This window comes from Kribbella sp. CWNU-51 (assembly GCF_054073265.1).
In genome coordinates, this window is record NZ_JBSXMZ010000047.1 from 142,167 (window position 1) to 164,636 (window position 22,470).

General features: G+C 68.9%; 25 protein-coding genes. 5 read left to right on the plus strand and 20 right to left on the minus strand.

Going from position 1 to position 22,470, the window contains the following annotated elements; translation table 11 throughout:
• Window positions 1-68: 68 nt before the first annotated feature.
• From coaBC to ACXC9Q_RS36720, 7 genes are all read right to left on the minus strand, one after another.
• Window positions 69-1,361, minus strand: a complete 1,293-nt coding sequence (gene coaBC, locus ACXC9Q_RS36690) for a bifunctional phosphopantothenoylcysteine decarboxylase/phosphopantothenate--cysteine ligase CoaBC (protein ID WP_457061246.1) — start codon at window positions 1,359-1,361, stop codon at window positions 69-71.
• 36 nt (window positions 1,362-1,397) lie between these two features.
• Window positions 1,398-1,700: a DNA-directed RNA polymerase subunit omega gene (gene rpoZ, locus ACXC9Q_RS36695; RefSeq protein ID WP_325039561.1), complete on the minus strand. Its 303-nt coding sequence runs from the start codon at window positions 1,698-1,700 to the stop codon at window positions 1,398-1,400.
• 3 nt (window positions 1,701-1,703) lie between these two features.
• The gene (gmk, locus tag ACXC9Q_RS36700; protein ID WP_457061267.1) at window positions 1,704-2,342 is read right to left on the minus strand and encodes a guanylate kinase; all 639 of its coding nucleotides are present in this window, start codon (window positions 2,340-2,342) and stop codon (window positions 1,704-1,706) included.
• Window positions 2,343-2,386: 44 nt separating this feature from the next.
• Window positions 2,387-2,701 carry an integration host factor, actinobacterial type gene (mihF, locus tag ACXC9Q_RS36705; RefSeq protein ID WP_329476222.1) on the minus strand — a complete coding sequence of 105 codons (315 nt, stop codon included), beginning with the start codon at window positions 2,699-2,701 and terminating at the stop codon, window positions 2,387-2,389.
• A gap of 116 nt (window positions 2,702-2,817) precedes the next feature.
• On the minus strand, window positions 2,818-3,192 hold the full coding sequence (locus tag ACXC9Q_RS36710; RefSeq protein ID WP_457061247.1) for a hypothetical protein: 375 nt from the start codon (window positions 3,190-3,192) through the stop codon (window positions 2,818-2,820).
• A gap of 101 nt (window positions 3,193-3,293) precedes the next feature.
• On the minus strand, window positions 3,294-3,662 hold the full coding sequence (locus ACXC9Q_RS36715) for a hypothetical protein (protein WP_457061248.1): 369 nt from the start codon (window positions 3,660-3,662) through the stop codon (window positions 3,294-3,296).
• Between the two features lie 8 nt (window positions 3,663-3,670).
• On the minus strand, window positions 3,671-4,642 hold the full coding sequence (locus ACXC9Q_RS36720) for an EamA family transporter (RefSeq protein ID WP_457061249.1): 972 nt from the start codon (window positions 4,640-4,642) through the stop codon (window positions 3,671-3,673).
• Between the two features lie 68 nt (window positions 4,643-4,710).
• Between ACXC9Q_RS36720 and ACXC9Q_RS36725 the strand changes: the two genes are divergently transcribed.
• Window positions 4,711-5,580, plus strand: coding sequence for a LysR family transcriptional regulator (locus ACXC9Q_RS36725; RefSeq protein ID WP_457061250.1), 870 nt, complete (start codon window positions 4,711-4,713; stop codon window positions 5,578-5,580).
• Here the strand turns inward: ACXC9Q_RS36725 and ACXC9Q_RS36730 are convergent.
• From ACXC9Q_RS36730 to pyrR, 9 genes are all read right to left on the minus strand, one after another.
• Window positions 5,553-6,515: a DUF4037 domain-containing protein gene (locus ACXC9Q_RS36730; protein WP_457061251.1), complete on the minus strand. Its 963-nt coding sequence runs from the start codon at window positions 6,513-6,515 to the stop codon at window positions 5,553-5,555. The two genes, ACXC9Q_RS36725 and ACXC9Q_RS36730, sit on opposite strands and share 28 nt — an antisense overlap.
• 112 nt (window positions 6,516-6,627) lie before the next feature.
• A complete protein-coding gene (gene pyrF, locus ACXC9Q_RS36735; protein ID WP_457061252.1) occupies window positions 6,628-7,464 on the minus strand; it encodes an orotidine-5'-phosphate decarboxylase in 837 nt (278 codons plus the stop codon).
• Between the two features lie 23 nt (window positions 7,465-7,487).
• Window positions 7,488-8,528 (minus strand): quinone-dependent dihydroorotate dehydrogenase, encoded by a 1,041-nt coding sequence (locus ACXC9Q_RS36740; protein WP_457061253.1) that lies wholly within the window; start codon window positions 8,526-8,528, stop codon window positions 7,488-7,490.
• Complete coding sequence (carB, locus tag ACXC9Q_RS36745) at window positions 8,521-11,826, minus strand: carbamoyl-phosphate synthase large subunit (protein ID WP_457061254.1); 3,306 nt, start codon at window positions 11,824-11,826, stop codon at window positions 8,521-8,523. The genes ACXC9Q_RS36740 and carB overlap by 8 nt, the downstream gene beginning before the upstream one ends.
• The gene (gene carA / locus ACXC9Q_RS36750; RefSeq protein WP_457061255.1) at window positions 11,826-12,947 is read right to left on the minus strand and encodes a glutamine-hydrolyzing carbamoyl-phosphate synthase small subunit; all 1,122 of its coding nucleotides are present in this window, start codon (window positions 12,945-12,947) and stop codon (window positions 11,826-11,828) included. The genes carB and carA overlap by 1 nt, the downstream gene beginning before the upstream one ends.
• Window positions 12,944-13,435 carry a PH-like domain-containing protein gene (locus ACXC9Q_RS36755; protein WP_457061256.1) on the minus strand — a complete coding sequence of 164 codons (492 nt, stop codon included), beginning with the start codon at window positions 13,433-13,435 and terminating at the stop codon, window positions 12,944-12,946. Before ACXC9Q_RS36755 ends, carA begins: the two co-directional genes overlap by 4 nt.
• Window positions 13,432-14,724: a dihydroorotase gene (locus tag ACXC9Q_RS36760; protein ID WP_457061257.1), complete on the minus strand. Its 1,293-nt coding sequence runs from the start codon at window positions 14,722-14,724 to the stop codon at window positions 13,432-13,434. The genes ACXC9Q_RS36755 and ACXC9Q_RS36760 overlap by 4 nt, the downstream gene beginning before the upstream one ends.
• A complete protein-coding gene (locus ACXC9Q_RS36765) occupies window positions 14,721-15,662 on the minus strand; it encodes an aspartate carbamoyltransferase catalytic subunit (RefSeq protein ID WP_457061268.1) in 942 nt (313 codons plus the stop codon). The genes ACXC9Q_RS36760 and ACXC9Q_RS36765 overlap by 4 nt, the downstream gene beginning before the upstream one ends.
• Window positions 15,662-16,297, minus strand: coding sequence for a bifunctional pyr operon transcriptional regulator/uracil phosphoribosyltransferase PyrR (gene pyrR / locus ACXC9Q_RS36770; protein WP_457061258.1), 636 nt, complete (start codon window positions 16,295-16,297; stop codon window positions 15,662-15,664). Before pyrR ends, ACXC9Q_RS36765 begins: the two co-directional genes overlap by 1 nt.
• A gap of 205 nt (window positions 16,298-16,502) precedes the next feature.
• On the opposite strand from pyrR, the gene bldD reads away from it, so the two are divergent.
• On the plus strand, window positions 16,503-17,015 hold the full coding sequence (gene bldD, locus ACXC9Q_RS36775; RefSeq protein WP_134119831.1) for a transcriptional regulator BldD: 513 nt from the start codon (window positions 16,503-16,505) through the stop codon (window positions 17,013-17,015).
• Window positions 17,016-17,244: 229 nt separating this feature from the next.
• Here the strand turns inward: bldD and nusB are convergent, their stop codons facing one another.
• The gene (nusB, locus tag ACXC9Q_RS36780; protein ID WP_328520027.1) at window positions 17,245-17,655 is read right to left on the minus strand and encodes a transcription antitermination factor NusB; all 411 of its coding nucleotides are present in this window, start codon (window positions 17,653-17,655) and stop codon (window positions 17,245-17,247) included.
• A 26-nt stretch (window positions 17,656-17,681) separates the two neighbouring features.
• Window positions 17,682-18,245 (minus strand): elongation factor P, encoded by a 564-nt coding sequence (gene efp / locus ACXC9Q_RS36785; RefSeq protein ID WP_405067392.1) that lies wholly within the window; start codon window positions 18,243-18,245, stop codon window positions 17,682-17,684.
• Between the two features lie 134 nt (window positions 18,246-18,379).
• Here efp and ACXC9Q_RS36790 point away from each other — a divergent pair, with 134 nt between their 5' ends.
• On the plus strand, window positions 18,380-19,099 hold the full coding sequence (locus ACXC9Q_RS36790) for a hypothetical protein (RefSeq protein WP_457061259.1): 720 nt from the start codon (window positions 18,380-18,382) through the stop codon (window positions 19,097-19,099).
• Here ACXC9Q_RS36790 and fxlM read toward each other — a convergent pair.
• The gene (fxlM, locus tag ACXC9Q_RS36795; RefSeq protein ID WP_457061260.1) at window positions 19,083-20,285 is read right to left on the minus strand and encodes a methyltransferase, FxLD system; all 1,203 of its coding nucleotides are present in this window, start codon (window positions 20,283-20,285) and stop codon (window positions 19,083-19,085) included. The two genes, ACXC9Q_RS36790 and fxlM, sit on opposite strands and share 17 nt — an antisense overlap.
• Window positions 20,286-20,290: 5 nt before the next feature.
• On the minus strand, window positions 20,291-20,788 hold the full coding sequence (locus ACXC9Q_RS36800; protein WP_457061261.1) for a MarR family winged helix-turn-helix transcriptional regulator: 498 nt from the start codon (window positions 20,786-20,788) through the stop codon (window positions 20,291-20,293).
• 73 nt (window positions 20,789-20,861) lie between these two features.
• Here ACXC9Q_RS36800 and ACXC9Q_RS36805 point away from each other — a divergent pair, with 73 nt between their 5' ends.
• Both ACXC9Q_RS36805 and ACXC9Q_RS36810 read left to right on the plus strand, forming a co-directional pair.
• Window positions 20,862-21,764 carry an EamA family transporter gene (locus tag ACXC9Q_RS36805; RefSeq protein ID WP_457061262.1) on the plus strand — a complete coding sequence of 301 codons (903 nt, stop codon included), beginning with the start codon at window positions 20,862-20,864 and terminating at the stop codon, window positions 21,762-21,764.
• Window positions 21,765-21,766: 2 nt separating this feature from the next.
• Complete coding sequence (locus tag ACXC9Q_RS36810) at window positions 21,767-22,408, plus strand: NAD(P)-dependent oxidoreductase (protein WP_457061263.1); 642 nt, start codon at window positions 21,767-21,769, stop codon at window positions 22,406-22,408.
• Window positions 22,409-22,470 lie beyond the last annotated feature (62 nt).

The window sequence follows — 22,470 nt, forward strand, 5'->3', positions numbered from 1 at the left end:
GCGGCGGGGTGGCGGTGGTTGTGGGGTGGCGGGGGTGGATGGCTGTGGTGGGGAGTCGGCCAGAGAGGCTAGTGCCAGTGGGCGGCGACCAGGTTCCAGATGACGCCGGCCAGGGCGTCCTTCGAGCCTGACGGGACCGGGAGGGCGTTGCCGTTGCGGTCGAGGATGACGGCCTCGTTCAGGTCGCTGCCGAAGACCTTGCCGCCGGAGACGTCGTTCACGACGAGCAGATCGCAGCCCTTGCGCTCGAGCTTGGCGCGGCCCAACTCCATCACGCTGTGCTCCGCGTCGCCGGTCTCGGCCGCGAAGCCGACGATCACCTGGCCGGCGCGGGTGCGGTCGTGCGAGATCGTCTGCAGGATGTCCGGGTTCTGCACCAGGTTGACCGCGGGGACCGAGCCGTCGGCGGTCTTCTTGATCTTGTGCTCGGCGACGTCGGCCGGGCGGAAGTCGGCCGGGGCCGCCGCCATCACGATCGCGTCCGCGTCACCCGCGCGGCCGGTGATCTCGTCGTACAGGTTCCGTGTGCTGGTCACCGGGACGACCTGGACGCCCGCCGGGTCGGGCAGCTCGGAGTTGGCCGCGACCAGCGTGACCTTGGCGCCCCGGGCGGCCGCGATCCGGGCGAGCGCGTAGCCCTGCTTGCCGGAGCTCGAGTTGCCGAGGTACCGGACCGGGTCGAGGTGTTCGCGCGTGCCGCCGGCGCTGATCAGGACGTGCTTGCCGGTCAGATCGGCGACCGACTGACCGGCCGCGCGGGCGGCCTCGTCGGCGAGCATCAACTGACTGATCGCGAAGATCTCGGACGGCTCGGGCAGCCGGCCGCGCCCGGTGTCGGCGCCGGTCAGGCGGCCGACGGCGGGATCGAGGACGGTGATGCCGCGGGACCGCAGGGTCGCGACGTTCGCCTGGGTGGCCGGGTGCTCCCACATCTCGGTGTGCATCGCGGCCGCGAACAGGATCGGGCAGCGGGCGGTGAGCAGCGTGTTGGTGAGCAGGTCGTCGGCCAGGCCGTGGGCGGCCTTGGCGATCAGGTTGGCCGTCGCGGGGGCGACCACGACGAGCTCGGCCGCCTTGCCGATCCGGACGTGCGGGACCTCTTCGACGTTGTCGAACGGATCGGCCGTCACCGGCTGCCCGGACAGCGCAGCCCAGGTCGCCGCGCCGACGAACTCCAGCGCGGCCGCCGTCGGCACCACCCGCACGCTGTGGCCGGACTCGGTCAGCCGCCGGAGCAGATCACAGACCTTGTACGCCGCGATCCCGCCACCGACCCCGAGCACCACATTCGGCCGGGTCCTGGGCACGACGACAGCCCCCGGGCCGGTTGCGGCTCCGGGGGTTTCACCGGTTGCGGACATCTCCGTGGACTCCGTTTCCCGGTCGCCGGGTCAGGACTACTCGGACTTCTCCGCCGCGGCGGCTTCCGCCTCGGCCTCCGGGTCGATGTCCGTACAGGTCAGCACGCCCTCGTTGATCTCGCGCATCGCGATCGACAGCGGCTTCTCCTGCACGTGCGTCTCGACCAGCGGCCCGACGTACTCCAGCAGGCCCTCGCCGAGCTGGGAGTAGTAGGCGTTGATCTGCCGCGCCCGCTTGGCCGAGTACAGCACGAGCTTGTACTTGGAGTCGGTGTGGGTGAGCAGGTCGTCGATCGGCGGGGAGGTGATGCCGATGGCGACGGGCTGGTTGCCAGACAAGTGTCAGCTCTTTTCAGAGATTTTGGGTGATCGAATCAACTTTACCAACTGATCGGCGGCTTCCCGAACCGACGCGTTCACGATCGTCACGTCGAACTCCTTCTCGGAGGCCAGTTCGAGGGTCGCGGTCTCCAGCCGGCGCTCGCGCTCCTCGACCGTCTCGGTCCCGCGGCCGACCAGACGCCGGACCAACTCGTCCCAGCTCGGCGGGGCGAGGAAGACGAACTGCGCCTCCGGCATCGTCTCGCGGACCTGGCGGGCGCCCTGCAGGTCGATCTCCAGCAGTGCCGGCCGGCCCTCGGCCAGCTTGTCGAGCACCGGCTGCTTCGGCGTCCCGTACCGGGCCGCCTTGTGCACGACGGCCCACTCGAGCAGCTCACCGTCGGCGATCATCCGGTCGAACTCGGCATCGGACACGAACAGGTAGTGCACGCCGTGCGTCTCGGCCGGCCGGGGCTTGCGGGTCGTCGCGGACACCGAGATCCAGATGTCCGGGAACCGCTCACGGATGTCCGCGGCGACGGTCCCCTTCCCGACCGCCGTCGGGCCGGCCAGCACGGTCAGCCGCGCGGGCCGCCCACCGCCGGCCGCGGGTCCTCCCGTCGCCGGCTCGTTCGTGGTGTTCTTCGGGTGCGTGGTCATCGTCACACCAGTGTCCAACGAGCCGGTCAGGGTTTCGGTCTGGCTCACTCGGCGAATTCGCGCTCGAGCGCGGCGATCTGGTTCGAGCCGAGGCCGCGCACCCGCCGCGTCTCCGAGATCCCCGCCCGCTCCATGATCTGCTGGGCGCGCACCTTGCCGACGCCGGGAATGCACTGCAGCAGCGCGCTCACCCGCATCTTCCCGATCACGTCGTTCGTCTGCCCCTCGTGGAGCACCTCCGTCGGAGACGCTCCCGAATGCCGGATCCGGTTCTTGATCTCGGCTCGCTCACGCCGCGCCGCCGCGGCCTTGTCCAGAGCCGCCGCTCGCTGCTCCGGGGTCAAAGTAGGAAGTGGCACCGTCTCACCTGTCCCGTTGTATGGCTTCGCAAGGGAACCTAACACGGGTCCAGCCTCTGATCCGGCGCTGGTGAGCGGAGTCGGCGGCCAGCTGGCGGATTGGAACGATCGTATGATCAGTTCAGGGCGGGAACGTCGACCTTGCAGGAGTCCTTGGCGTGGCTGCTGATGGCCTTGTACGCCGTCATCACGCCGCCGGTCTCCTTGCTCAGCTTGGCCAGCTCGACCCGGTCCGAGCCCGCCTTCTGGGCCTTCTCGGCGAACGCCACCACGACGCCCCAGTCGTCCTTCACCGCGTCGGGCGCGGAGTCCTGCAGCTTCTTCGCGTCGTCGAGGATCTTCACGTAGTCGGCCGGCTTCTGCGGGTCGACGTTCACCGCACCGGCGGCGTACTTGGCGAGATCCACACAGTAGGCCTGTTCATCGGTGCAGGCGGTCATCGTGGCGGCACCGGCGATCACGGTCAGGGCGAGGGCGAGTGTGCGCTTCACAGGCCCGACGCTACCGGCGGTCACCAAATCATCCGAAACGAATACTTTCCGCAGCACAGTAGCGGGGCAGGACGGCGGGGACGGCCGCCGTCCTGGCCGGGTCAGGCCCCGAGGTCGACCTTGCAGGTGTCCTTGGCCTGCTTGGTGATCGCGTCCATGGCCGGCGTGATCTTCTCGCCGTCGTTCTTGGCCAGCTCGGTCAGCTTGGCCGTGTCACCCTTGGCGTCCTGCGCCTTCTCGGCGTAGTCGATGACGGTCTTCCAGTCATCCTTCAGGTCGTCCGGCGCCGACTTCGACACGCTCTTGGCCTGGTCGAGCATCTTGCCGACGGCGTCGGAGTCCTTGATGTCGAGGTTCTTCGCCGACTCGGCATAGTTCTTCAGGTCGCCGCAGTAGTCGCCACCTGAGCAGGCCGTCAAGAGGCCGGCGCCGATTGTCACTGCCGCCGCGAGGGCCGCCACCTTGCGCATTCCGATCCTTACTGTGTCGCGCGGGAAGACCGTCGCTCCCCGTCCGCGGACACCTTTCCGAACCGCGGGGTCAACGCCACCGCTCGCACGCCGTGAACAACGTCGCAGCGGCCGACTGGAACCGGGCTGTGATGTAGCGCGTCGCGCCGTACGCCGAACGAGATCGCCACCGCGTTGGCGGTCACGATCACCGCGATCGCCAGCCAGTCGGGCGTCCCGAGGTGCTGGTTCAGCACGACGAGCCCGACGAGAGCCGCGAGAACCGGGTTGACGCTCATGAACACCCCGAAGAACTGGGCCGGCACCCGCCGGAGCGTGAGCAGATCGACGAGGAACGGGACGGCGCTCGACAGCACGCCGGCCACCAACGCGTACGCCGCGGCAGCGAGCGTCGGCGGGTGATGCCACAGCACGACCACGCCGATCGGGACATAGACCAGCCCGGACACCCCCGCCGCCGCGGCCGACCCCGTTGCTCCCGGCAACTCCCGTCCGACCACCCGGTTGAGCAGGATGTAGCAAGCCCAGCACACCGCCGCCAGCAACCCGAGCCCCACACCCAGGTAATCCGTCGTCGCCTCAGGCCGCGTCAACAACACCACTGCAGGCGCGGCCACGAGCGCACACAACAGGTCGAGCAGCCGCCGCGACCCCAGCAACGCCACCGCCAACGGCCCGAGGAACTCCAGCGTCACCGCCAGCCCGAGCCCGATCCGGTCGATCGCCGTGTACAGCGACACATTCATCACCGCGAACACGGCCGCCAGCCCCAGCACCACCCGCCACTGCCGAGCCGTAAAACTCCGCAGCCGAGGCCGTCCGACCGCCAGCAAGACGGCCCCAGCCATCCACTGCCGGATAGCCACCACGCCTACGGGCCCGATGACTGGGAACGCGAGCGCGGCCACCGACGCGCCCACCTGGTTCGAGAGCCCGCTCCCGAGCATCATCAGTACCCCACCGAGCCTGCCTCTGCGCATGCTCCGAGCGTCAGGCCGCGGAGGTCGTGCGCAAAATGCATCGGTGGGGTGATCTATACGCTGGGGTTATGGATCTCGAGGTCAGGCAGTTGCGGTGTCTGGTCGCGGTGGTGGATGCGGGGACGTTTACGGATGCGGCCATCGAGTTAGGGGTGTCGCAGGCGGCGGTGTCGCGCAGTGTGATGGCGCTGGAGCGGGAACTGGGCGTGCGGTTGCTGCATCGGACCAGTCGGTCGGTGACGCCGACGACCGCGGGAGTGCGGGTGCTGGCGCGGGCGCGGCAGGTGCTTGCCGAGGTCGACGAGTTGGTGATCGAGGCAACGAGCGGGCATTCGCGGTTGCGCATCGGGCATGCGTGGTCGGCGGTGGGGCGGTTGACGACGGAGTTTCAGCGGCGGTGGGCCGGCGAGCATCCGGGGATCGAGTTGCAGCTGATCCGGACCAACACGGCGACGGGCGGCCTGGCGGAGGGACTGTGTGATCTCGCGGTGGTGCGGACACACATCGATCTGCGACGGTTCGCGCACGTCACGGTGGCTCAGGAGCGGCGGTACGCCGCGCTGCCCACCGACGACCCGCTGGCCCGGAAACGCTCGCTCACGCTCGATCAGCTGCGCGACCGCACGCTGTCGATCGACCGCCGGACCGGGAGCACGACCGTGGACCTCTGGCCGGAGGAGGCGCGTCCGAAGATCGAGTACACCCACGACGTCGACGACTGGCTGGCCGCGATCGCCTCCGGGCGCTGCGTAGGTGTGACCCCGCAGGCGACGACGACGCAGTACCGCCGCGACGGCGTCGTCTATCGTCCACTCCGTGACGCTCCGCCGGTCGACGTACACCTGATCTGGCACCGTCAGGACCCGCACCCGGCGACAGAAGCCGCCGTCGCCCTGCTCACCAGCCTCTATCAGGAGTCGAGGAGCCCCACCAGCTGACGGAGCTTCTTGCCCTTCCAGAGAATCACGTTGCGGACGTGGTCGATCCCGCCGACCGGCCAGCGTTCGGCGATCCGCCGTACCTCCGGATCCTGGATCCCGGCGGCGAGCGCGCCGGGGAAGTCACCCCACACCACCTTGAACGGCCGGCCGCACATCTGCTCGATCCCGAGCTCCACCGGCGCTGTGATCTCCAGCCGGTTGTGCAACTCCCCCACCAGCCGGTACGCCGCCATCAGCGCCTGCTCGCGCTCCTGCCACGTCTCGGCTCGCAACACGTCGCGCAGAACCGGCTCCATCGTCGAACCACAGGACAGCCGGCTGAACGCCGTACCGAACCACTTCGAGTACGGCGCGTACTCGCGCTCCATCAGGAAGCACAGCCGCATCAAGTCCTGCACGAGTTGCGCGCCGATCACCGCGGACCCGAGTTCGTCGCCGACATATCCGGACCGGCCGACCAGATTCATCTCCGGATGCACCCGCCACCACGCCGCGATCATCAGATAACGCCAGACATCATCCGGGTAGTACGCCAGCCGATCACGGACTGATTGCAGCCCGAGATCGTCGTGGAAGACCGCGCCCGCGGTGAACATGCGGAGCTTGTGCTCAGGGAACGTGAACCAGTCCCGCACCGCGAGGTCCTGGGCCGGATCGAATCCCAGTTGCTGCTCGAAATACGAGCGGATCGTGTGCACCTCGACAAAGGCCGGACGCCCGGCAAAGCGATTCGGCACCTCGGGTCGACACGCGACTCCCTCCTCGACGAAGAGCAGGGCTCGCGCCTCGCAGTTGTGGTCCGTCGACATCTCGTCGTCGAACCCGAGCACCTCGGAGCCGCGGCCCATCAGTGCCGCGCTGTGCGGCACCGTCAGGAGCGGACGCACCACTTCGCCGTAGAACCGCCGGCACAATTCCAGACCCGGAGACATGTCGAGAAAGATCGCATGCGCGATCCGGTAAATGCAAGAAAAAATACCAAATGGCGCGAAATTGATCGCGCCATTTGGTAAATCAAATTCTACCGGATTTCACCGGCCTTTGTCAGTACCCCAGGACGGTCCGGAACCCGTCATTTGCCCGATCGGCCGCATCCTGCAGCGCCACGGCCGAAGGTCCCGCGCCGAGGATCTCGCGCGAGCTCGACGGTACGACGTTCCGCACCGCCGGGCCGAACACCTTGACCAACCCATCCGCCGTGCCGCCCTGGGCGCCGAGGCCTGGCGCGAGGAGCGGACCACGAATGTCGAGGTCTTCATCGGTCGAGGCGATCGTCGCGCCGACGACGGCGCCGAACGACCCAAGGTCGTCGGCTTCCGCATTCAGCGCACGCAGACCGTCCAGCACCGCGCCGGCGACGGTCGGTCCATCGACCGTCCGCGCGGACTGGAACTGCGGCCCCTCCGGATTCGACGTCAGCGCCAGCACGAACAGCCCCGCACCAGCCGAGCGCGCCACCTCGATCGCGGGCTGCAACGACCCGAACCCGAGGTACGGACTGACCGTCAGCGCGTCACACGCCAACGGCCCCTTCTCCGCCAGGTACGCCGCCGCGTAGCCGGCCATCGTCGACCCGATGTCACCGCGCTTCGCGTCGATGATCACCAGCGCGCCGGCCTCGCGCAGCCGGATCGTCGCCTGCTCGAGTACGGCGATCCCGGCCGACCCGAAGCGCTCGAAGAACGCGGACTGCGGCTTGAACACCGCGACCCGGTCGGCCAGCGCGTCCACCACGCCGTACGTGAACGACGCCAGACCCTCCGCGGTGTCCGCGAGGCCCCACTGCTCGAGCAGGTGGGCGTGCGGGTCGATCCCCACGCACAGCGGGCCACGGGTGTCCATGGCCGCCCGGAGCCGGGTGCCGAAGGGTTCGTTCCTCATGTCACTCCCGATGGGTCGGTGGCTCATGTCAGTCCTCGGTTGATGCGGCGGATCAGGCCGGGCCCGCGGTAGATCAGTCCGGTGTAAACCTGCACCAGGCTGGCCCCGGCGTCGAACAGCCGGGTCGCATCGGCGGGCTCGAGGATGCCTCCGACGCCGATGATCGGCAGCGCTCCCCCGGTCTCCGCGTGGATGTGCGCGACCGTCTTGGCCGCGATCTCGGTCAACGGACGCCCGGACAACCCGCCGGTTTCCGACGCCAGCGGATGGGATTCGACCCCCGACCGCCCGATCGTGGTGTTGGTCGCGATGATCCCCGCCACGCCGACCTCGGTGCACACTGCGAGCAACTCGTCGATGGCGGACGGCGTCAGGTCCGGCGCGATCTTGACCAGGATCGGCTTGCCGCCCAGGCCGCCAACGCTCAGCGAGGACGCCTCGGCGTGCAGGGCGGTCAGCAGTTCACGCAGATGCCCGGCGTCCTGCAGCGACCGCAACCCCGGCGTGTTCGGCGACGATACGTTGACCGCGAAGTAGTCGCCGTACGCCGAGAGCCGCCGCAGTGAGGTCACGTAGTCCTCGACCGCGTCCTCGAGCGGAGTCACCTTGGACTTCCCGATCGAGATCCCCAACGGATAGCCCAGCTCGCCGTACGCCGCCAGCCGGTCGGCCAGCGCGGATGAGCCGAGGTTGTTGAAGCCCATCCGGTTGATCACGGCCTCGTCCTCGACCAGCCGGAACAGCCGCGGCTTCTCGTTCCCCGGCTGCGGATGGGCGGTCACGGTGCCGACCTCGACGAAGCCGAAGCCGAGCGCGCGCCAGGCGGGCAGGGCGATCCCGTTCTTGTCCATCCCTGCGGCCAAGCCGATCGGGGAGGGGAAGCGGACGCCGAAGACCGTCCGGGGCGAGCCGGTCGGCAACGCGCCGTACGTCCGGGACAGGGCCGCGACCGCGCCGGGGATCCGGCCGAGGCGGCGGAGGCCGTGCAGCGTCTGCTCGTGCGCGACCTCCGCGTCGCCGCGACCCAGCCGGTACAGGACCGGCCGCACGACCCGGCTATACACCGCGGATCCTCGGCACCCAGTCCTGCAGCGACCGGACACCGATGTCCCCGGCCTGCTGCGCCTCGATCCCCTGGACGGCGGCCGCCAGCCCCTGCACCGTCGTGATGCACGGGATGTTGCGCGCCACCGCCGCACTCCGGATCTCGTAGCCGTCCAGCCGCGGGGACCCGCCCTTGGTGATCCCGATCGGCGTGTTGACGATCAGGTTCAGTTCGCCGTCCTGGACCATCTGCACGATCGTCGGCTCACCGTTCGGCCCCGGACCCTGGCTGCTCTTGCGGACCGTGACCGCCTCGACCCCGTTGCGCCGCAGGACGTCCGCCGTCCCTTCGGTCGCGTAGATCTGGAAGCCGAGATCCGCCAGCCGCTTCACCGGGAAGATCATGTGCCGCTTGTCCCGGTTGGCGACCGACACGAAGACCTTGCCCGAGCTCGGCAGCGGCTGTGACGCCCCGGCCTGCGACTTGGCGAACGCGGTCCCGAAGGTGTCGTCGATACCCATCACCTCGCCGGTGGACCGCATCTCCGGCCCGAGCACGGTGTCGACCGACGCGCCGTCGATGGTCCGGAACCGGTTGAACGGCATCACGGCTTCCTTCACCGCGATCGGCGTCGAGGTCGGCAGCGTCCCGCCGTCGCCCTCGGCCGGCAGCAGACCCTCGGTCCGCAGCTCGGAAATGGTTGCCCCGAGCATCACTCGGGCCGCCGCCTTGGCCAGCGGAGTCGCGGTCGCCTTCGACACGAACGGTACCGTCCGCGACGCCCGCGGGTTCGCCTCGAGCACGTACAGCACGTCCCCGGCCAGCGCGTACTGCACGTTCAGCAGCCCCCGTACGCCGACGCCGCGGGCGATCGCCTCGGTCGACGTCCGGATCTTCTCGATGTCGGCGTTCCCGAGCGTGATCGGCGGCAGCGCACACGATGAGTCGCCCGAGTGCACCCCGGCCTCCTCGATGTGCTCCATCACGCCGCCGAGGAACAACTCGTCGCCGTCGAACAGGCCGTCCACGTCGATCTCGACCGCGTCGTCGAGGAACCGGTCGATCAGCACCGGGTGCTCCCACGAGCCATACCCGGCGCTCAGCCGGTTCAGCGCCGCGGTCAGCTCCGCCTCGCTGTAGACGATCTCCATGCCCCGACCGCCCAGCACGTACGACGGCCGCACCAGCACCGGGTAGCCGATCTCGGTGGCGATCAGCTGCGCCTCGTCGAAGGACATCGCCGTACCGTGCTTGGGCGCCGGCAGCGCCGCCTCGGCGAGCACCTTTCCGAACGCGCCCCGTTCTTCCGCGAGGTGGATCGCGGCCGGTGACGTCCCGACGATCGGTACGCCGGCATCCGCGAGCCGCTGCGCCAGACCCAGTGGCGTCTGCCCACCGAGCTGCACGATCACCCCGGCGACCGGGCCGGCCTGCATCTCGGCGTACACGATCTCGAGAACGTCCTCGCAGGTGAGCGGCTCGAAGTACAGCCGGTCGGAGGTGTCGTAGTCGGTCGAAACCGTTTCCGGGTTGCAGTTGACCATCACCGTGCAATAGCCGGCCTCGCGCAGCGCCATCGACGCGTGCACACAGGAGTAGTCGAACTCGATCCCCTGGCCGATCCGGTTCGGCCCGGAGCCGAGGATCAGCACGGCCGGGGTCTCGCGCGGTGCGACTTCCGTCTCCTCGTCGTACGACGAGTAGTGGTACGGCGTCTCGGCCTTGAACTCGGCCGCACAGGTGTCGACCGTCTTGTAGACCGGCCGGATCCCGAGCGCCTGCCGGACCCCGCGGACGACGTCCTCGGTCAGCCCGCGGATCTCGGCCAGCTGCAGATCCGAGAACCCGTGCCGCTTGGCCAGCTTGATCACCTCCGGTGTCAGCCGCGGTGCGGCCGAGACCTGGAGAGCGGTCTCGTGGATCAGGTAGAGCTGGTCCACGAACCAGGGATCAATGCGAGTGGAGTCGAAGATCTGCTCCGGCGTGGCCCCAGCCCGGATCGCGTCCATGATGGTCCGCAGCCGGCCGTCGTGCGGCGTCTTGATTGCCTCCAGCAACGGCTCGAGGCCGGTCGACGGCGACCCGGCCCAGGAGAACCGGGCCTCCGGCTTCTCCAGCGAGCGGAGCGCCTTCTGCAGCGCCTCGGTGTAGTTGCGGCCGATGGCCATCGCCTCGCCGACGCTCTTCATGTGCGTGGTCAGCGTCGCGTCCGCGGCCGGGAACTTCTCGAACGCGAACCGCGGCACCTTCACCACCACGTAGTCCAGCGTCGGCTCGAAGCTGGCCGGCGTCTGCCGGGTGATGTCGTTCGGGATCTCGTCCAGGGTGTAGCCGATGGCAACCTTCGCCGCGATCTTGGCGATCGGGAAGCCGGTCGCCTTCGACGCCAGCGCGGACGAGCGCGACACCCGCGGGTTCATCTCGATCACGATCAGCCGGCCGTCGTCGGGGTTCACCGCGAACTGGATGTTGCAGCCGCCGGTGTCGACCCCGACCTCGCGAATGATGCCGATGGCAAGGTCCCGCATCACCTGGTACTCACGGTCGGTCAGCGTCATCGCCGGCGCGACCGTGACCGAGTCGCCGGTGTGCACGCCCATCGGGTCGACGTTCTCGATCGAGCAGATGATCACGACGTTGTCGGCCTTGTCGCGCATCACCTCCAGCTCGTACTCCTTCCAGCCGAGGATCGATTCCTCGATCAGCACCTCGGTGGTCGGGCTGGCGCGCAGTCCGGCGCCGGCGATCCGGCGCAGGTCGGCTTCGTCGTACGCCATCCCGGAGCCGACGCCGCCCATCGTGAACGACGGCCGCACCACCAGCGGGTAACCGAGCTCCCCGGCCGCACCCATCACGTCGTCCAGGGTGTGACAGATCCGCGACCGCGCGACGTTCGCGCCGAGCTTCTCGACGATGTGCTTGAACGACTCCCGGTTCTCACCGCGCTGGATCGCGTCGACGGACGCGCCGATCAGCTCGACGCCGTACTTCTCCAGGACGCCGTTGTCGTGCAGGGCGATCGCCGCGTTCAGCGCGGTCTGGCCGCCCAGCGTGGCGAGCAGTGCGTTCGGGCGCTCCTTCTCGATCACCTTCTCGACGAACTCCGGCGTGATCGGCTCGACGTAGGTCGCGTCGGCGAACTCCGGATCGGTCATGATCGTGGCCGGGTTCGAGTTCACCAGCACGACCCGGAAGCCCTCCTCGCGCAACACGCGACAGGCCTGGGTGCCGGAGTAGTCGAACTCGCAGGCCTGCCCGATCACGATCGGGCCGGAGCCGATCACCAGGACCGACTCGATGTCTGTACGCCGCGGCATCAGACCCGTCCTTCCATCAGTTCTACGAACCGGTCGAACAGGTAGGCCGAATCGTGCGGCCCTGCTGCCGCTTCAGGGTGGTACTGCACAGAGAACGCGAGCACCCGGCCGTCGCGGCCGGTGAGCTTGAGTCCTTCGACCACGTCGTCGTTCAAGGACACATGCGACACCTCAGCCGTGCCGTACGGCGTCTCGACCGTCTCGTCGAGCGGCGCGTCCACCGCGAACCCGTGATTCTGCGCGGTGATCTCGACCTTGCCGGTGGCCCGGTCGAGCACCGGCTGGTTGATCCCCCGGTGCCCGTACTTGAGCTTGAACGTGCCCAGCCCGAGCGCCCGGCCGAACACCTGGTTGCCGAAGCAGATCCCGAAGTACGGCTTCCCCCGCTGCAGCAGGGCCTTGAGCAGGTCGGTCGGGTGCTCGGTGGTCTCCGGGTCGCCGGGACCGTTGCTCATGAAGATGCCATCCGGGTCGACCGCGAGTACCTCGTCGAGCGTCGCGGTGGCCGGCAGCACGTGCACCTCGATGCCGCGCTCGGCCATCCGCTTCGGCGTCATCGACTTGATCCCGAGGTCGAGCGCCACGACAGTGAACCGCTTCTCCCCTTCGGCCGGAACGACGTACGCCGCAGCCGTGGTGACCTCGTCGGCGAGGTCCGCCCCGACCATCGGCGGCTGCTCGAGCACCTTCGTCAGCAGCTGGGCGGGGTCCAGGATCTCGGTGGAGATCCCGGCCCGCATCGCACCGCGTTCGCGCAGGTGCCGGGTCAGCGCGCGGGTGTCGATACCGGAGATCCCGACGATGCCCTGACCCTTGAGCTGGTCGTCGAGGGACCGGGTCGCGCGCCAGTTCGACGGCACCCGAGCAGGGTCGCGGACGACGTAGCCCGCGACCCAGATCTTCTGTGATTCGTCGTCCTCGTCGTTCACCCCGGTGTTGCCGATGTGCGGCGCGGTCTGGGTGACGATCTGACGGTGGTACGACGGGTCGGTCAGCGTCTCCTGGTAGCCGGTCATGCCGGTGGTGAACACCGCCTCGCCGAAGGTCTCTCCGGTCGCCCCGTACGACGTACCGGCGAACGACCGGCCGTCCTCCAGGACCAGCAATGCAGGCTGGCTCATGTCTGCTCGGCTCCGATCAGAGTTGCGATGGATTCGGTCAAGGGGGCGGTGTCGGCCTTGCGGCGGGGCCGGAAGCCGGTGTCCAGCGCGCGGCCGTCGTGGTTCCAGGTGACCACCACCAGGCCCGACTTCTCCGCGGTCACCTTGCCGGCGATCCCGCGGTCGGTCCGGACGCCGGTCAGGTGGTCCGCGGGAATGAACACATCCGCCGCACCCTGCCGATGGAAGATCAGGCCGGCCTGACTGACGGCCAGGTCCGCGGTACTGCGGACGCCCAGTTCGTGCACGGCGATCCGGTCCATCCAGTCGCCGGCCGACGTGGTGGCGACGTACACACCTTCCACGCCCCGCGTCCTGTCTTCCGGCACCGCGGGCAGCGGCGCGAGATCGGCCTGCCGGGACTTGCGGTTCCGCCAGCCCCGGTACATGCCGTAGTAGGCCGCCGCCAGGATCAGCAGCGTGCCGAGAATGCCGAGGAACGCCTTCACCTGGCCAGCTTCCCGTCCAGGACGGTCGCCGTACCCTTGCGGAACGTCGCGACCACCTTGCCCGGCAGCGTCATCCCGTCGAACGGCGTGTTCCGCGACAGCGACGCCGACTCCCGGGGGACGATCGTCCGCACGACCGCCGGATCCACCAGGACAAGGTTGGCCGGGCTCCCCGCCTCCAAGGGCCGGCCGTGGTCGCCGATCTGGCCGATCGCGGCCGGCCGGTAGCTCATCCGGTCCGCGACCTCCGCCCAGGTCAGAAGCTTGGTGTCGACCATCGCGTGCTGGACCACGCTGAGCGCGGTCTCGAGGCCGAGCATGCCGGGCGCCGCCGCGCTCCACTCGCAGTCCTTGTCCTCGACCGGGTGCGGCGCGTGGTCGGTGGCGACGATGTCGATCGTGCCGTCGGCCAGGCCCTCGCGAACCGCCTCGACGTCCTCCTTGGTCCGCAGCGGCGGGTTCACCTTGAAGACCGGGTTGTACGACGCGGCCAGGTCCTCGGTCAGCAGCAGGTGGTGCGGCGTCACCTCGGCGGTCACGTCGAGCCCGCGGCGCTTCGCCGCCCGGACGATCTCCACCGAGCCCTTGGTGGACAGGTGGCAGATGTGCAGCTTCGAGCCGACGTGCGCGTTCAGCAGGACGTCGCGGGCGATGATCGCCTCCTCGGCGACAGCCGGCCAGCCGGTCAGGCCGAGGACGCCGGACAGCGCGCCCTCGTTCATCTGCGCGCCCTGGGTGAGCCGCGGCTCCTGTGCGTGCTGGGCGATCGTGCCGCCGAAGGCCTTCACGTACTCGAGTGCGCGCCGCATCAAGGCGGCGTCCCAGACACAGTCGCCGTCGTCGGAGAACACCCGCACGCGAGCCGCCGAGTCCGCCATCGCGCCCAGCTCTGCGAGCTGCGTCCCCTTCCGGCCGACCGTGACCGCGCCGATCGGGTAGACGTCGGCGTACCCGGCTTCGCGGCCGAGGCGCCAGACCTGCTCGACGACCCCGGCGGTGTCGGCCACCGGGTCGGTGTTGGCCATCGCGAAGACCGCGGTGAACCCGCCCAGCGCGGCGGCCCGGGTGCCGGTGAGGACGGTCTCGGCGTCCTCCCGGCCGGGCTCACGCAGGTGCGTGTGCAGGTCGACCAGTCCCGGCAGCGCGATCAGCCCCGTGGCGTCGATCGTCTCGACCCCGCCCGGCGTCTCCAGGTTGGTGCCGACGGCAACGATCTCGCCGTTGTCGATCAGCAGGTCCGCCACCTCACCGCCCAGGATCTTCGCGCCGGTGATCAGGTACGCGGTCATGCGGTCTGCTCCTCAGTCGTGTCGTTGCTGCCGGAGAGCAGCAGGTAAAGGACGGCCATCCGGATGGCCACGCCGTTGGTGACCTGCTCGACGATGACCGAGCGGGTGGAGTCGGCCACGTCGGCGCTGATCTCCATGCCGCGGTTCATCGGGCCGGGGTGCAGCACGATTGCGTCGTCCGGCAGTTGCGCCATCCGGTGGACGTCGAGACCGTAGCGGCGGGTGTACTCGCGGGCGCTCGGGAAGAACGCGTCGTTCATCCGCTCCCGCTGCACCCGCAGCATCATCACCGCGTCGCTCTTGGCCAGCGCGGCGTCCAGGTCGTACGACGTGGCGCACGGCCAGTTCGTCATGTCGACGGGCAGCAGCGTCGGCGGCGCGACCACCGTGACCTCGGCGCCGAGCGTCGACAGCAGCAGCACGTTCGACCGGGCGACGCGGGAGTGCAGGACGTCGCCGACGATCGTGATCCGGCGGCCGTCCAGCGCACCGAGGTGCCGCCGCATCGTGAACGCGTCGAGCAGCGCCTGGGTCGGGTGCTCGTGGGTGCCGTCGCCGGCGTTGACCACCGCCCCGGTCATCCAGCCCGAGGTCGCGAGCAGGTGCGGCGCCCCGGAGGATCCGTGCCGGCAGACCACGCCGTCCGCGCCCATCGCCTGCAGCGTGAGGGCGGTGTCCTTGAGGCTCTCCCCCTTGCTCACGCTGGAGCCCTTGGCGGAGAAGTTGATCACGTCGGCCGACAGCCGCTTGGCGGCGGCCTCGAACGAGATCCGGGTCCGGGTGGAGTCCTCGAAGAACAGGTTCACCACGGTCCGGCCGCGCAGGGCCGGCAGTTTCTTGATCGGGCGGTCGGCCAGCGACCGCATCTCCTCGGCGGTGTCCAGGATCAGGTTCGCCTCGTCCCGGCTCAGATCCCCCGCACTCAGCAGATGCTTCATCACGACCTCACCCCATCCCTTGCGTCCGAAGAACCGTGGGTCCTGAGCCTCGGATCTTCGGACGTTGGCGTCGTCTTGTCGGCGATCAGCACCGCGTCGGCACCGTCGTACTCGGTCAGGTGGACGGTGACCCGCTCGACCAGGGAGGTCGGCAGGTTCTTGCCCACGTAGTCGGCGCGAATGGGCAGTTCGCGGTGGCCGCGGTCGACGAGCACCGCGAGCTGGACGGCGCGCGGACGGCCGATGTCGCCGATGGCGTCCAGGGCCGCGCGGATGGTGCGGCCGGAGAACAGCACATCGTCGACCAGTACGACGACCTTGCCGTCGATACCGCCCGCCGGGATGTCGGTGTGTTCCAGGCCGCGGGGTGGTTTGAGGCCGATGTCGTCGCGGTACATCGTCACATCGAGTGACCCTGTCGGCACACTCTGCCCCTCGACCGCCGCGATCCGGGCGGAGATGCGTGCGGCCAGGCCGACGCCTCGGGTGGGGATGCCGAGCAGGACTACCGGGTCGGCACCGCGGTTGCGCTCGAGGATCTCGTGCGCGATCCGGGTCAACGCCCGGGAAATGTCGGAAGCGTCCAGGACCTCGCGCGGCGCCGGTTGGGGCGCGGCGTTGTGGGCATGGTTCATCGCAACCGTTCCTCCTTTCCCGCCTCTCTGGACGGGTCTTTAAAGCAGGTTCGGACCGCTTGACATGGTATCGGATGTGACACGCCGTCTTGACGCTGGCCTCTGGCCCAGAATATTGTTACTCTGTGTAATCGAGGGGGTTTCACCGACCGGCCCGTTCCGGCGGGCCGGACATGACGAAATCTAGTCGGAGGGAAGAACCAGCGTGCCTAGCGAATACGCGAAGACACTGGGTGGCAAGCTACGCGCCATCCGCCAGCAGCAAGGGTTGTCGCTGCATGGCGTGGAAGAGAAGTCCAAGGGTCGCTGGAAGGCGGTCGTCGTCGGCTCGTACGAGCGCGGCGATCGAGCCGTCACGGTCCAGAAGCTCGCCGAGCTCGCCGATTTCTACGGCGTGCCGATCCGTGAGTTGCTGCCTGGTAACGCCAGCGCGGCCGCCGCGGCTGCCGCTCCTCCCCGGTTGATCCTCGACCTGGAGGCCCTGCAACACCTCGACGCGAGCGAGGCCGGTCCGCTGACGCGGTACGCGGCCACGATTCAGGCTCAGCGCGGGGACTACAACGGCAAGGTGCTGTCGATCCGTCAGGACGACATGCGGACCCTCGCCGTGATCTACGACGAGTCGCCGACGACTCTTACCGAGCGCTTCATCTCCTGGGGTGTGCTGAACCCGGAGGCGAAGGGCGACGTCGAGGAGTCCGAGGCAGCCGGCGCCTGACGCCGGACGGAGGCAGCAGAGACGGTCGGGGCTCGTAGCAGCTGGCCCACGGCCGCCCGCCTCCTCGCAGTACCGCAGTACCTCACAACAGGCACCACCGAGGCCGGGGCCGTTCCTCCCGCGCCACCACCACGGGGACGTACCTGCCCGGCCCGAGACCGTACCGAGACGGTTTCGGGCCTGACTTCCCGGAGGGCTCGCCCCCCTCGTTCCTCAGCTCGAAATTTCTTCAGACGCCGAGGGTGGGCTTCAACTGCAGCAGTCTGGCCAGCAGCCCGTTGACGAACGCCGGCGACTCGTCGGTGGACAGGTCCCGCGCCATGGCCACCGCCTCGCTCACCGCGACCACGTCCGGCACCTGGTCGTCGAACAACAGCTCGTAGGTCCCGATCCGCAGGATGTTCCGGTCGACCGCGGGCATCCGGTCCAGCGACCAGCCCACCGAGTGCGTCTCCAGCAGGTCATCGATCACGTCGATGTGCTTCGCGACACCCTCGACCAGCGCCACGGTGAACTCGTTCACCGGCGGATCGTTGTCAGCCACCCGGTCGGCCAGGGTGCCGCCGACCGGCAGTCCCCTGACCTCCGACTCGAACAGCACGTCCAGTGCGCGCTTGCGGGCCTTGCTACGGGCAGACATGTTCTGTTGTCAGCTCTCTCAAAGCCTCAGGAGGTGACGCGGCCGAGGTAGTCCCCGGTGCGGGTGTCGACCTTGACCTTCTCACCAGTGGTCAGGAACAGCGGGACCTGGATGTCGTAGCCGGTCTCCAGCTTGGCCGGCTTGGTGCCGCCGCTGGAGCGGTCGCCCTGCAGACCCGGCTCGGTGTACTGCACCGTGAGCTCGACCGAGGCCGGGAGCTCGACGTACAACGGGAGGTCGTCGTGCACGGCGACGATGGCGTCCTGGTTCTCCAGCAGGAAGTGCACGGCGTCGCCGACCACCTCGGGCTGCAGTTGCAGCTGGTCGTAGGTGCTCTTGTCCATGAACACGTACGCCGAGCCGTCGTTGTACAGGTACGTCATGTCACGCTTGTCGACCGTGGCCACGTCGACCTTGACGTCGGCGTTGAAGGTCTTGTCGACCACCTTGCCGGACAGCACGTTCTTCAGCTTCGTCCGGACGATGGCGCCGCCCTTGCCCGGCTTGTGGTGCTGGAACCACACGACGGACCACAGCTGCCCGTCCAGGTCGAGCACCATGCCGTTCTTGAGGTCGTTCGTCGTTGCCACGCGGGTATGCCCTTCGAAATCGATCAGCGGTAACACCGGATTGTAGCGGTCACCACCGCTTTCCTCCGATTCCGTGGCGGGCAGCGGCCCTGGCGGCGACTACGCTGGCATTCCCGAGCACTACGGAGGCACCGGTGGCCGAGTTCGCGATCTTCATCGTCATCATGATCGTGCTCAGCGTGATCGGGAAGCTGAAGCAGCGGTCGACCAAGCCCACCGGTACGCCGAGGCCGCGGGTCCAGAAGCTGATCGAGCGGATCCAGGCGCAGCAGGGGACCGCGCCGGGCAGTCAGCAGGTGGCCGCCGCGCTCCAGCAGAGCATGCAGGCCGGCCGCCAGCCGCGCCACCTGGGTGAGCGGACGTCACCCGGCCAGTCCAACCAACTGCCGGCCCAGTCGGCCCCGCAGTACCAGCCGGCTGAGATCTGGTTGCCGGCCAATCAATCGCCCGCGCATCGCCCGCCGCAGAACAACCTGCCCGCACCGAAGCAGGATCTCGACACCCGGGTGCGCGAGCTGATGCGCACCGGCCACGAGGTCGGCGCGATCCGGCTGCTGTGCGACGAGCGGGACCTGGGCATCCTCGACGCACAGAAGTACGCCCGCGCCCTGGTCGCGCCGACCGGCACCACCCCCGGCTCGCCCCAGCCCGCGGACGCCGAGCCGGACGAGGACGAGTCCCGGTATGTCGGCTCGGCCGCGTTCGCCGAGTCGATCTTCGACCTGGACCGCGAGGAGGACGTCTGGGCCAGTGGTTGGGTCGACACCCCCGAGCCCGACGACCGCTCCGACATCGACGAGCTCTGGCAGACCGTCCGCAACCCGCCGCGCCCCGGAGTCACTCCGGCCAGCTGACCGTGATGTAGCTGTGCCGCCGGCCAATGTGGAAGCCCGGCGGGAGCTCGTCGCCGACCGGGTGCACCTGGAACGCCGGTCCGGTACCACGCCGGTGATGGACGTCCCAGATCCGCACCTGGTCGACCATCCGATCGATCAGGTCACGTCCATCCGGGCCGTGACCGTTGCACCCCAGCTCCACGAACGAGGCAAGGGCGCTCCGAGCCTGACGGGACGTCAGATAGGCGATGCTGTCGCGGGTCGCCACCGCTGCGGCTCCCCAGTGCGGCGTCGGCGCGACGACGCCCGGTCCGTCACCGGACAGAACGCAGTACCCAGGCAATGTGGTCGCGAGCCAGAGGTTCAGATCGAACAGCGGCTCCTCACGGTTCACCACCACCCCTGACCAGACCCGCTCCCCCGGTTGCTCCAGCACACCGTCGTACGGATGCGCGTCGACCTCCTGATCCTCGTCGAAGCAGACGCCCACCTCGTCGCCCCTGATCGGGACGAGCCGCTCATAGTTCGCACCGGCCCCTTGCATGCAGACGAATCCGCACCAAGTCATCGACCGGCTGTCCAGGTGACCGCCCACCCGGTCGAACGCGATCGCCCGCGTCTGCCCACGCACCCGCAGCGGTACGACGATCCGCCCGCCGGGCCGAAGCTGGTCGATCCAGGCCAGCGGGATGTCCCAGGCCGTCACGGTCACCACGATCCGGTCGTACGGCGCCTGACCCGGCGCACCGTACTCGCCGTCCGCCTGCACGACCAGGACGTCGTCGTACCCGGCCTGGTCCAGAAGTGCACGGGCGCGGGCGGTGACCTCGGGGTCGATGTCGACCGTGGTCACGGACCCCTTCGGCCCGGTCAGCTCCCGCATCAGGGCGGCGTTGTAGCCGCCGGAGCCGATCTCGAGCACCTGGTCACCAGGCTCGATCCCGGCCTGCTCGAGCATCAGCGCGACGATGCTCGGCTGCGACACCGAGCTGATCACCACGCCGGCCTGGTTCCGCTTCATCAGCACGACATCGTCGGCGTACGCGAGGTCGAGCGGCGTGTACGGGACGAACAGGTGCCGCGGCACCGTCCGGAACGCGGCCGCCACCCGCTCGTCGCGGATGGTGCCTTCGGCAACCAAATGCCGGGTGAGGGCCGCACGCAACAACTCCGCCTGGGCCGAGTCGTTGCCGGGGGGCGCCATAGTGGTCAGTCCGGTTTGTCCCCGAGCGATTCCAGCAGTGTCCGCAGCAGACCGGCGAGCTGGTCGCGCTCGGCCCCGGACAGTCCGGCGAGCAGCCGGCTCTCGGTGTCGACGTGGGTCGGCAGCACGGCATCGATCAACCGCAGCCCCTCGGCGGTCAGCGACACCCGGACGCCGCGCCCGTCGGTCTCACTCGGCGCCCGGGTGACCAGTCCGCGGGCCTCCAACCGGTCGAGCCGCTGACTGATCGCTCCGGACGTCACCATCGACGACCGCATCAGACCGGCCGGGGTCAGGCTGTGCTCGGAGTTGCTCCGCCGCAGGGTCGCGAGGACGTCGAACGACGCCCGGTCGAGGTCGTGCCGGGCGAAGTTGCGCCGCAGCTCGCCGTCGAACAGCTGACTCAGCCGGCTCAGCCGGCCGATGACGCCCATCGGCGACGCGTCGAGGTCGGGCCGCCGCTCGCGCCACTGCTCGAGCACCAGGTCGACGTGATCTGCCATCTGTCCAGCTTACGACCAACTCGCTTAGCGGTGAGGTATTGAAAGTTCCTTAGCGCTGAGATACTTTATCTTAGTGCTAAGCAATCGAGTTTCGCTCCTCCTGGTCACGGCGATCACGCCGATGCTCTGGGGCACCACGTATCTGGTCACCACCGAGCTCCTTCCACCACACCGTCCGCTCCTCGCCGCGCTGCTCCGGGCCCTGCCGGCCGGACTGCTGCTGATCGCGATCACCCGCACGCTGCCGCGGGGCAGCTGGTGGTGGCGATCGCTGGTCCTCGGCACGCTCAACATCGGGGCGTTCAACGCACTGCTGTTCATCGGCGCCTACCGGCTGCCGGGTGGCGTGGCCGCAACGGTCGGCGCGATCCAGCCGCTCCTCGTCGCGCTGCTGTCTACCGGTCTGCTGGGTCAGCGACTGTCGCTGCGGACTGTCCTGACTGCGATCGCCGGTGTGTTCGGGGTCGGCATGCTGGTCCTCCGGGCCAACGCTCAGCTCGACACCTGGGGTGTGGTCGCAGCCCTCGGTGGAGCGGTCGTCATGGCGCTAGGCGTCGTACTGAGTAAGCGCTGGATGTCGCCCGCTCCTCTGCTGGCCACCACCGGCTGGCAGCTCGTAGCCGGCGGTGTGGTGTTGCTGCCCGTCGCGTTCCTGGTCGAGGGCGCACCGCCTGCGTTCACTCTGCAGAACATCGCGGGCTACACCTACCTGACGATCATCGGCTCCGCGGTCGCGTATGCCCTCTGGTTCCGTGGCCTTCGGGAGCTGTCCCCCACCGATGTCACGTTCCTCGGGCTGCTGAGCCCGGTGACCGCCACCACCCTCGGCTGGCTGGTCCTCGACCAGCACCTCACCACCGCCCAAGCTATCGGCGGCCTGATCGTGCTGGCCGCGCTCATCAGCGCCCAGGTACGGCGCAGGACGAGGCCGGTCAGTCCAGCGCCGGTCCTCGTGGCAGCCGGAGAGAGGAGCTGACGATGCGCGTCCTCGTCTGGGGCGCCACCGGCGCAGTCGGCAGCCGAGTCGTCCACGACGCCCTCGCCCGCGGCCACCAGGTGACGGCAGTGAGCCGAACCCTCAGCCGCCTCGCGACACTCCCCGCCTCTCCCGCTCTACACATCCGCCGAGGCGACGCGTCCGACCCGGATGACGTCGCCGCCCTGAGCGCCGGCCACGACGTCGTCATCAGTGCGACCCGTCCACAGCCCGGTCAGGAAGCCGAGTTGGTCCAAGCGGCCAAAGGACTCCTCATCGGTCTCCGGTCCAGCGGCGTACGCCTGATCCTGGTCGGCGGCGCGGCCAGTCTGATCGTCCCCGGCACGGACCTCATGCTCGTGGACGCACCAGACTTCCCAGCCCACCTGCGCCCAATCGCCCTTGCCTGCAACGAACAATTCGCCCTGGTCCGCGAAGCCGACGACGTCGACTGGACGTACGTCAGTCCCCCGGCCCTCCTCGAACCAGGCACCCGCACCGGCACCTACCGCAAGGGAACGGACCACCTCCTCACCGATGCCCACGGCAACTCCCACCTCTCCATCGAAGACTTCGCAATCGCCTTGCTAGACGAGGCCGAGCAGCCACAACACACACCCCACCGCTTCACCGTGGGCTACTAGTAGATCGTCGCACCTAATGTGTGGGGTATAGGTGGCGGAGTTTGGTGCGTGCGTCGTGGGTG

Excerpts from the sequence above, each read along its gene's own strand:
- coaBC (WP_457061246.1), bottom strand. The coding sequence starts at position 1,361 with ATGTCCGCAACCGGTGAAACCCCCGGAGCCGCAACCGGCCCGGGGGCT.
- gmk (WP_457061267.1), bottom strand. The coding sequence starts at position 2,342 with ATGACCACGCACCCGAAGAACACCACGAACGAGCCGGCGACGGGAGGA.
- ACXC9Q_RS36715 (WP_457061248.1), bottom strand. The coding sequence starts at position 3,662 with ATGCGCAAGGTGGCGGCCCTCGCGGCGGCAGTGACAATCGGCGCCGGC.
- ACXC9Q_RS36720 (WP_457061249.1), bottom strand. The coding sequence starts at position 4,642 with ATGCGCAGAGGCAGGCTCGGTGGGGTACTGATGATGCTCGGGAGCGGG.
- ACXC9Q_RS36725 (WP_457061250.1), top strand. The coding sequence starts at position 4,711 with ATGGATCTCGAGGTCAGGCAGTTGCGGTGTCTGGTCGCGGTGGTGGAT.
- ACXC9Q_RS36730 (WP_457061251.1), bottom strand. The coding sequence starts at position 6,515 with ATGTCTCCGGGTCTGGAATTGTGCCGGCGGTTCTACGGCGAAGTGGTG.
- pyrF (WP_457061252.1), bottom strand. The coding sequence starts at position 7,464 with ATGAGGAACGAACCCTTCGGCACCCGGCTCCGGGCGGCCATGGACACC.
- carB (WP_457061254.1), bottom strand. The coding sequence starts at position 11,826 with ATGCCGCGGCGTACAGACATCGAGTCGGTCCTGGTGATCGGCTCCGGC.
- carA (WP_457061255.1), bottom strand. The coding sequence starts at position 12,947 with ATGAGCCAGCCTGCATTGCTGGTCCTGGAGGACGGCCGGTCGTTCGCC.
- ACXC9Q_RS36760 (WP_457061257.1), bottom strand. The coding sequence starts at position 14,724 with ATGACCGCGTACCTGATCACCGGCGCGAAGATCCTGGGCGGTGAGGTG.
- ACXC9Q_RS36765 (WP_457061268.1), bottom strand. The coding sequence starts at position 15,662 with ATGAAGCATCTGCTGAGTGCGGGGGATCTGAGCCGGGACGAGGCGAAC.
- pyrR (WP_457061258.1), bottom strand. The coding sequence starts at position 16,297 with ATGAACCATGCCCACAACGCCGCGCCCCAACCGGCGCCGCGCGAGGTC.
- nusB (WP_328520027.1), bottom strand. The coding sequence starts at position 17,655 with ATGTCTGCCCGTAGCAAGGCCCGCAAGCGCGCACTGGACGTGCTGTTC.
- fxlM (WP_457061260.1), bottom strand. The coding sequence starts at position 20,285 with ATGGCGCCCCCCGGCAACGACTCGGCCCAGGCGGAGTTGTTGCGTGCG.
- ACXC9Q_RS36800 (WP_457061261.1), bottom strand. The coding sequence starts at position 20,788 with ATGGCAGATCACGTCGACCTGGTGCTCGAGCAGTGGCGCGAGCGGCGG.
- ACXC9Q_RS36810 (WP_457061263.1), top strand. The coding sequence starts at position 21,767 with ATGCGCGTCCTCGTCTGGGGCGCCACCGGCGCAGTCGGCAGCCGAGTC.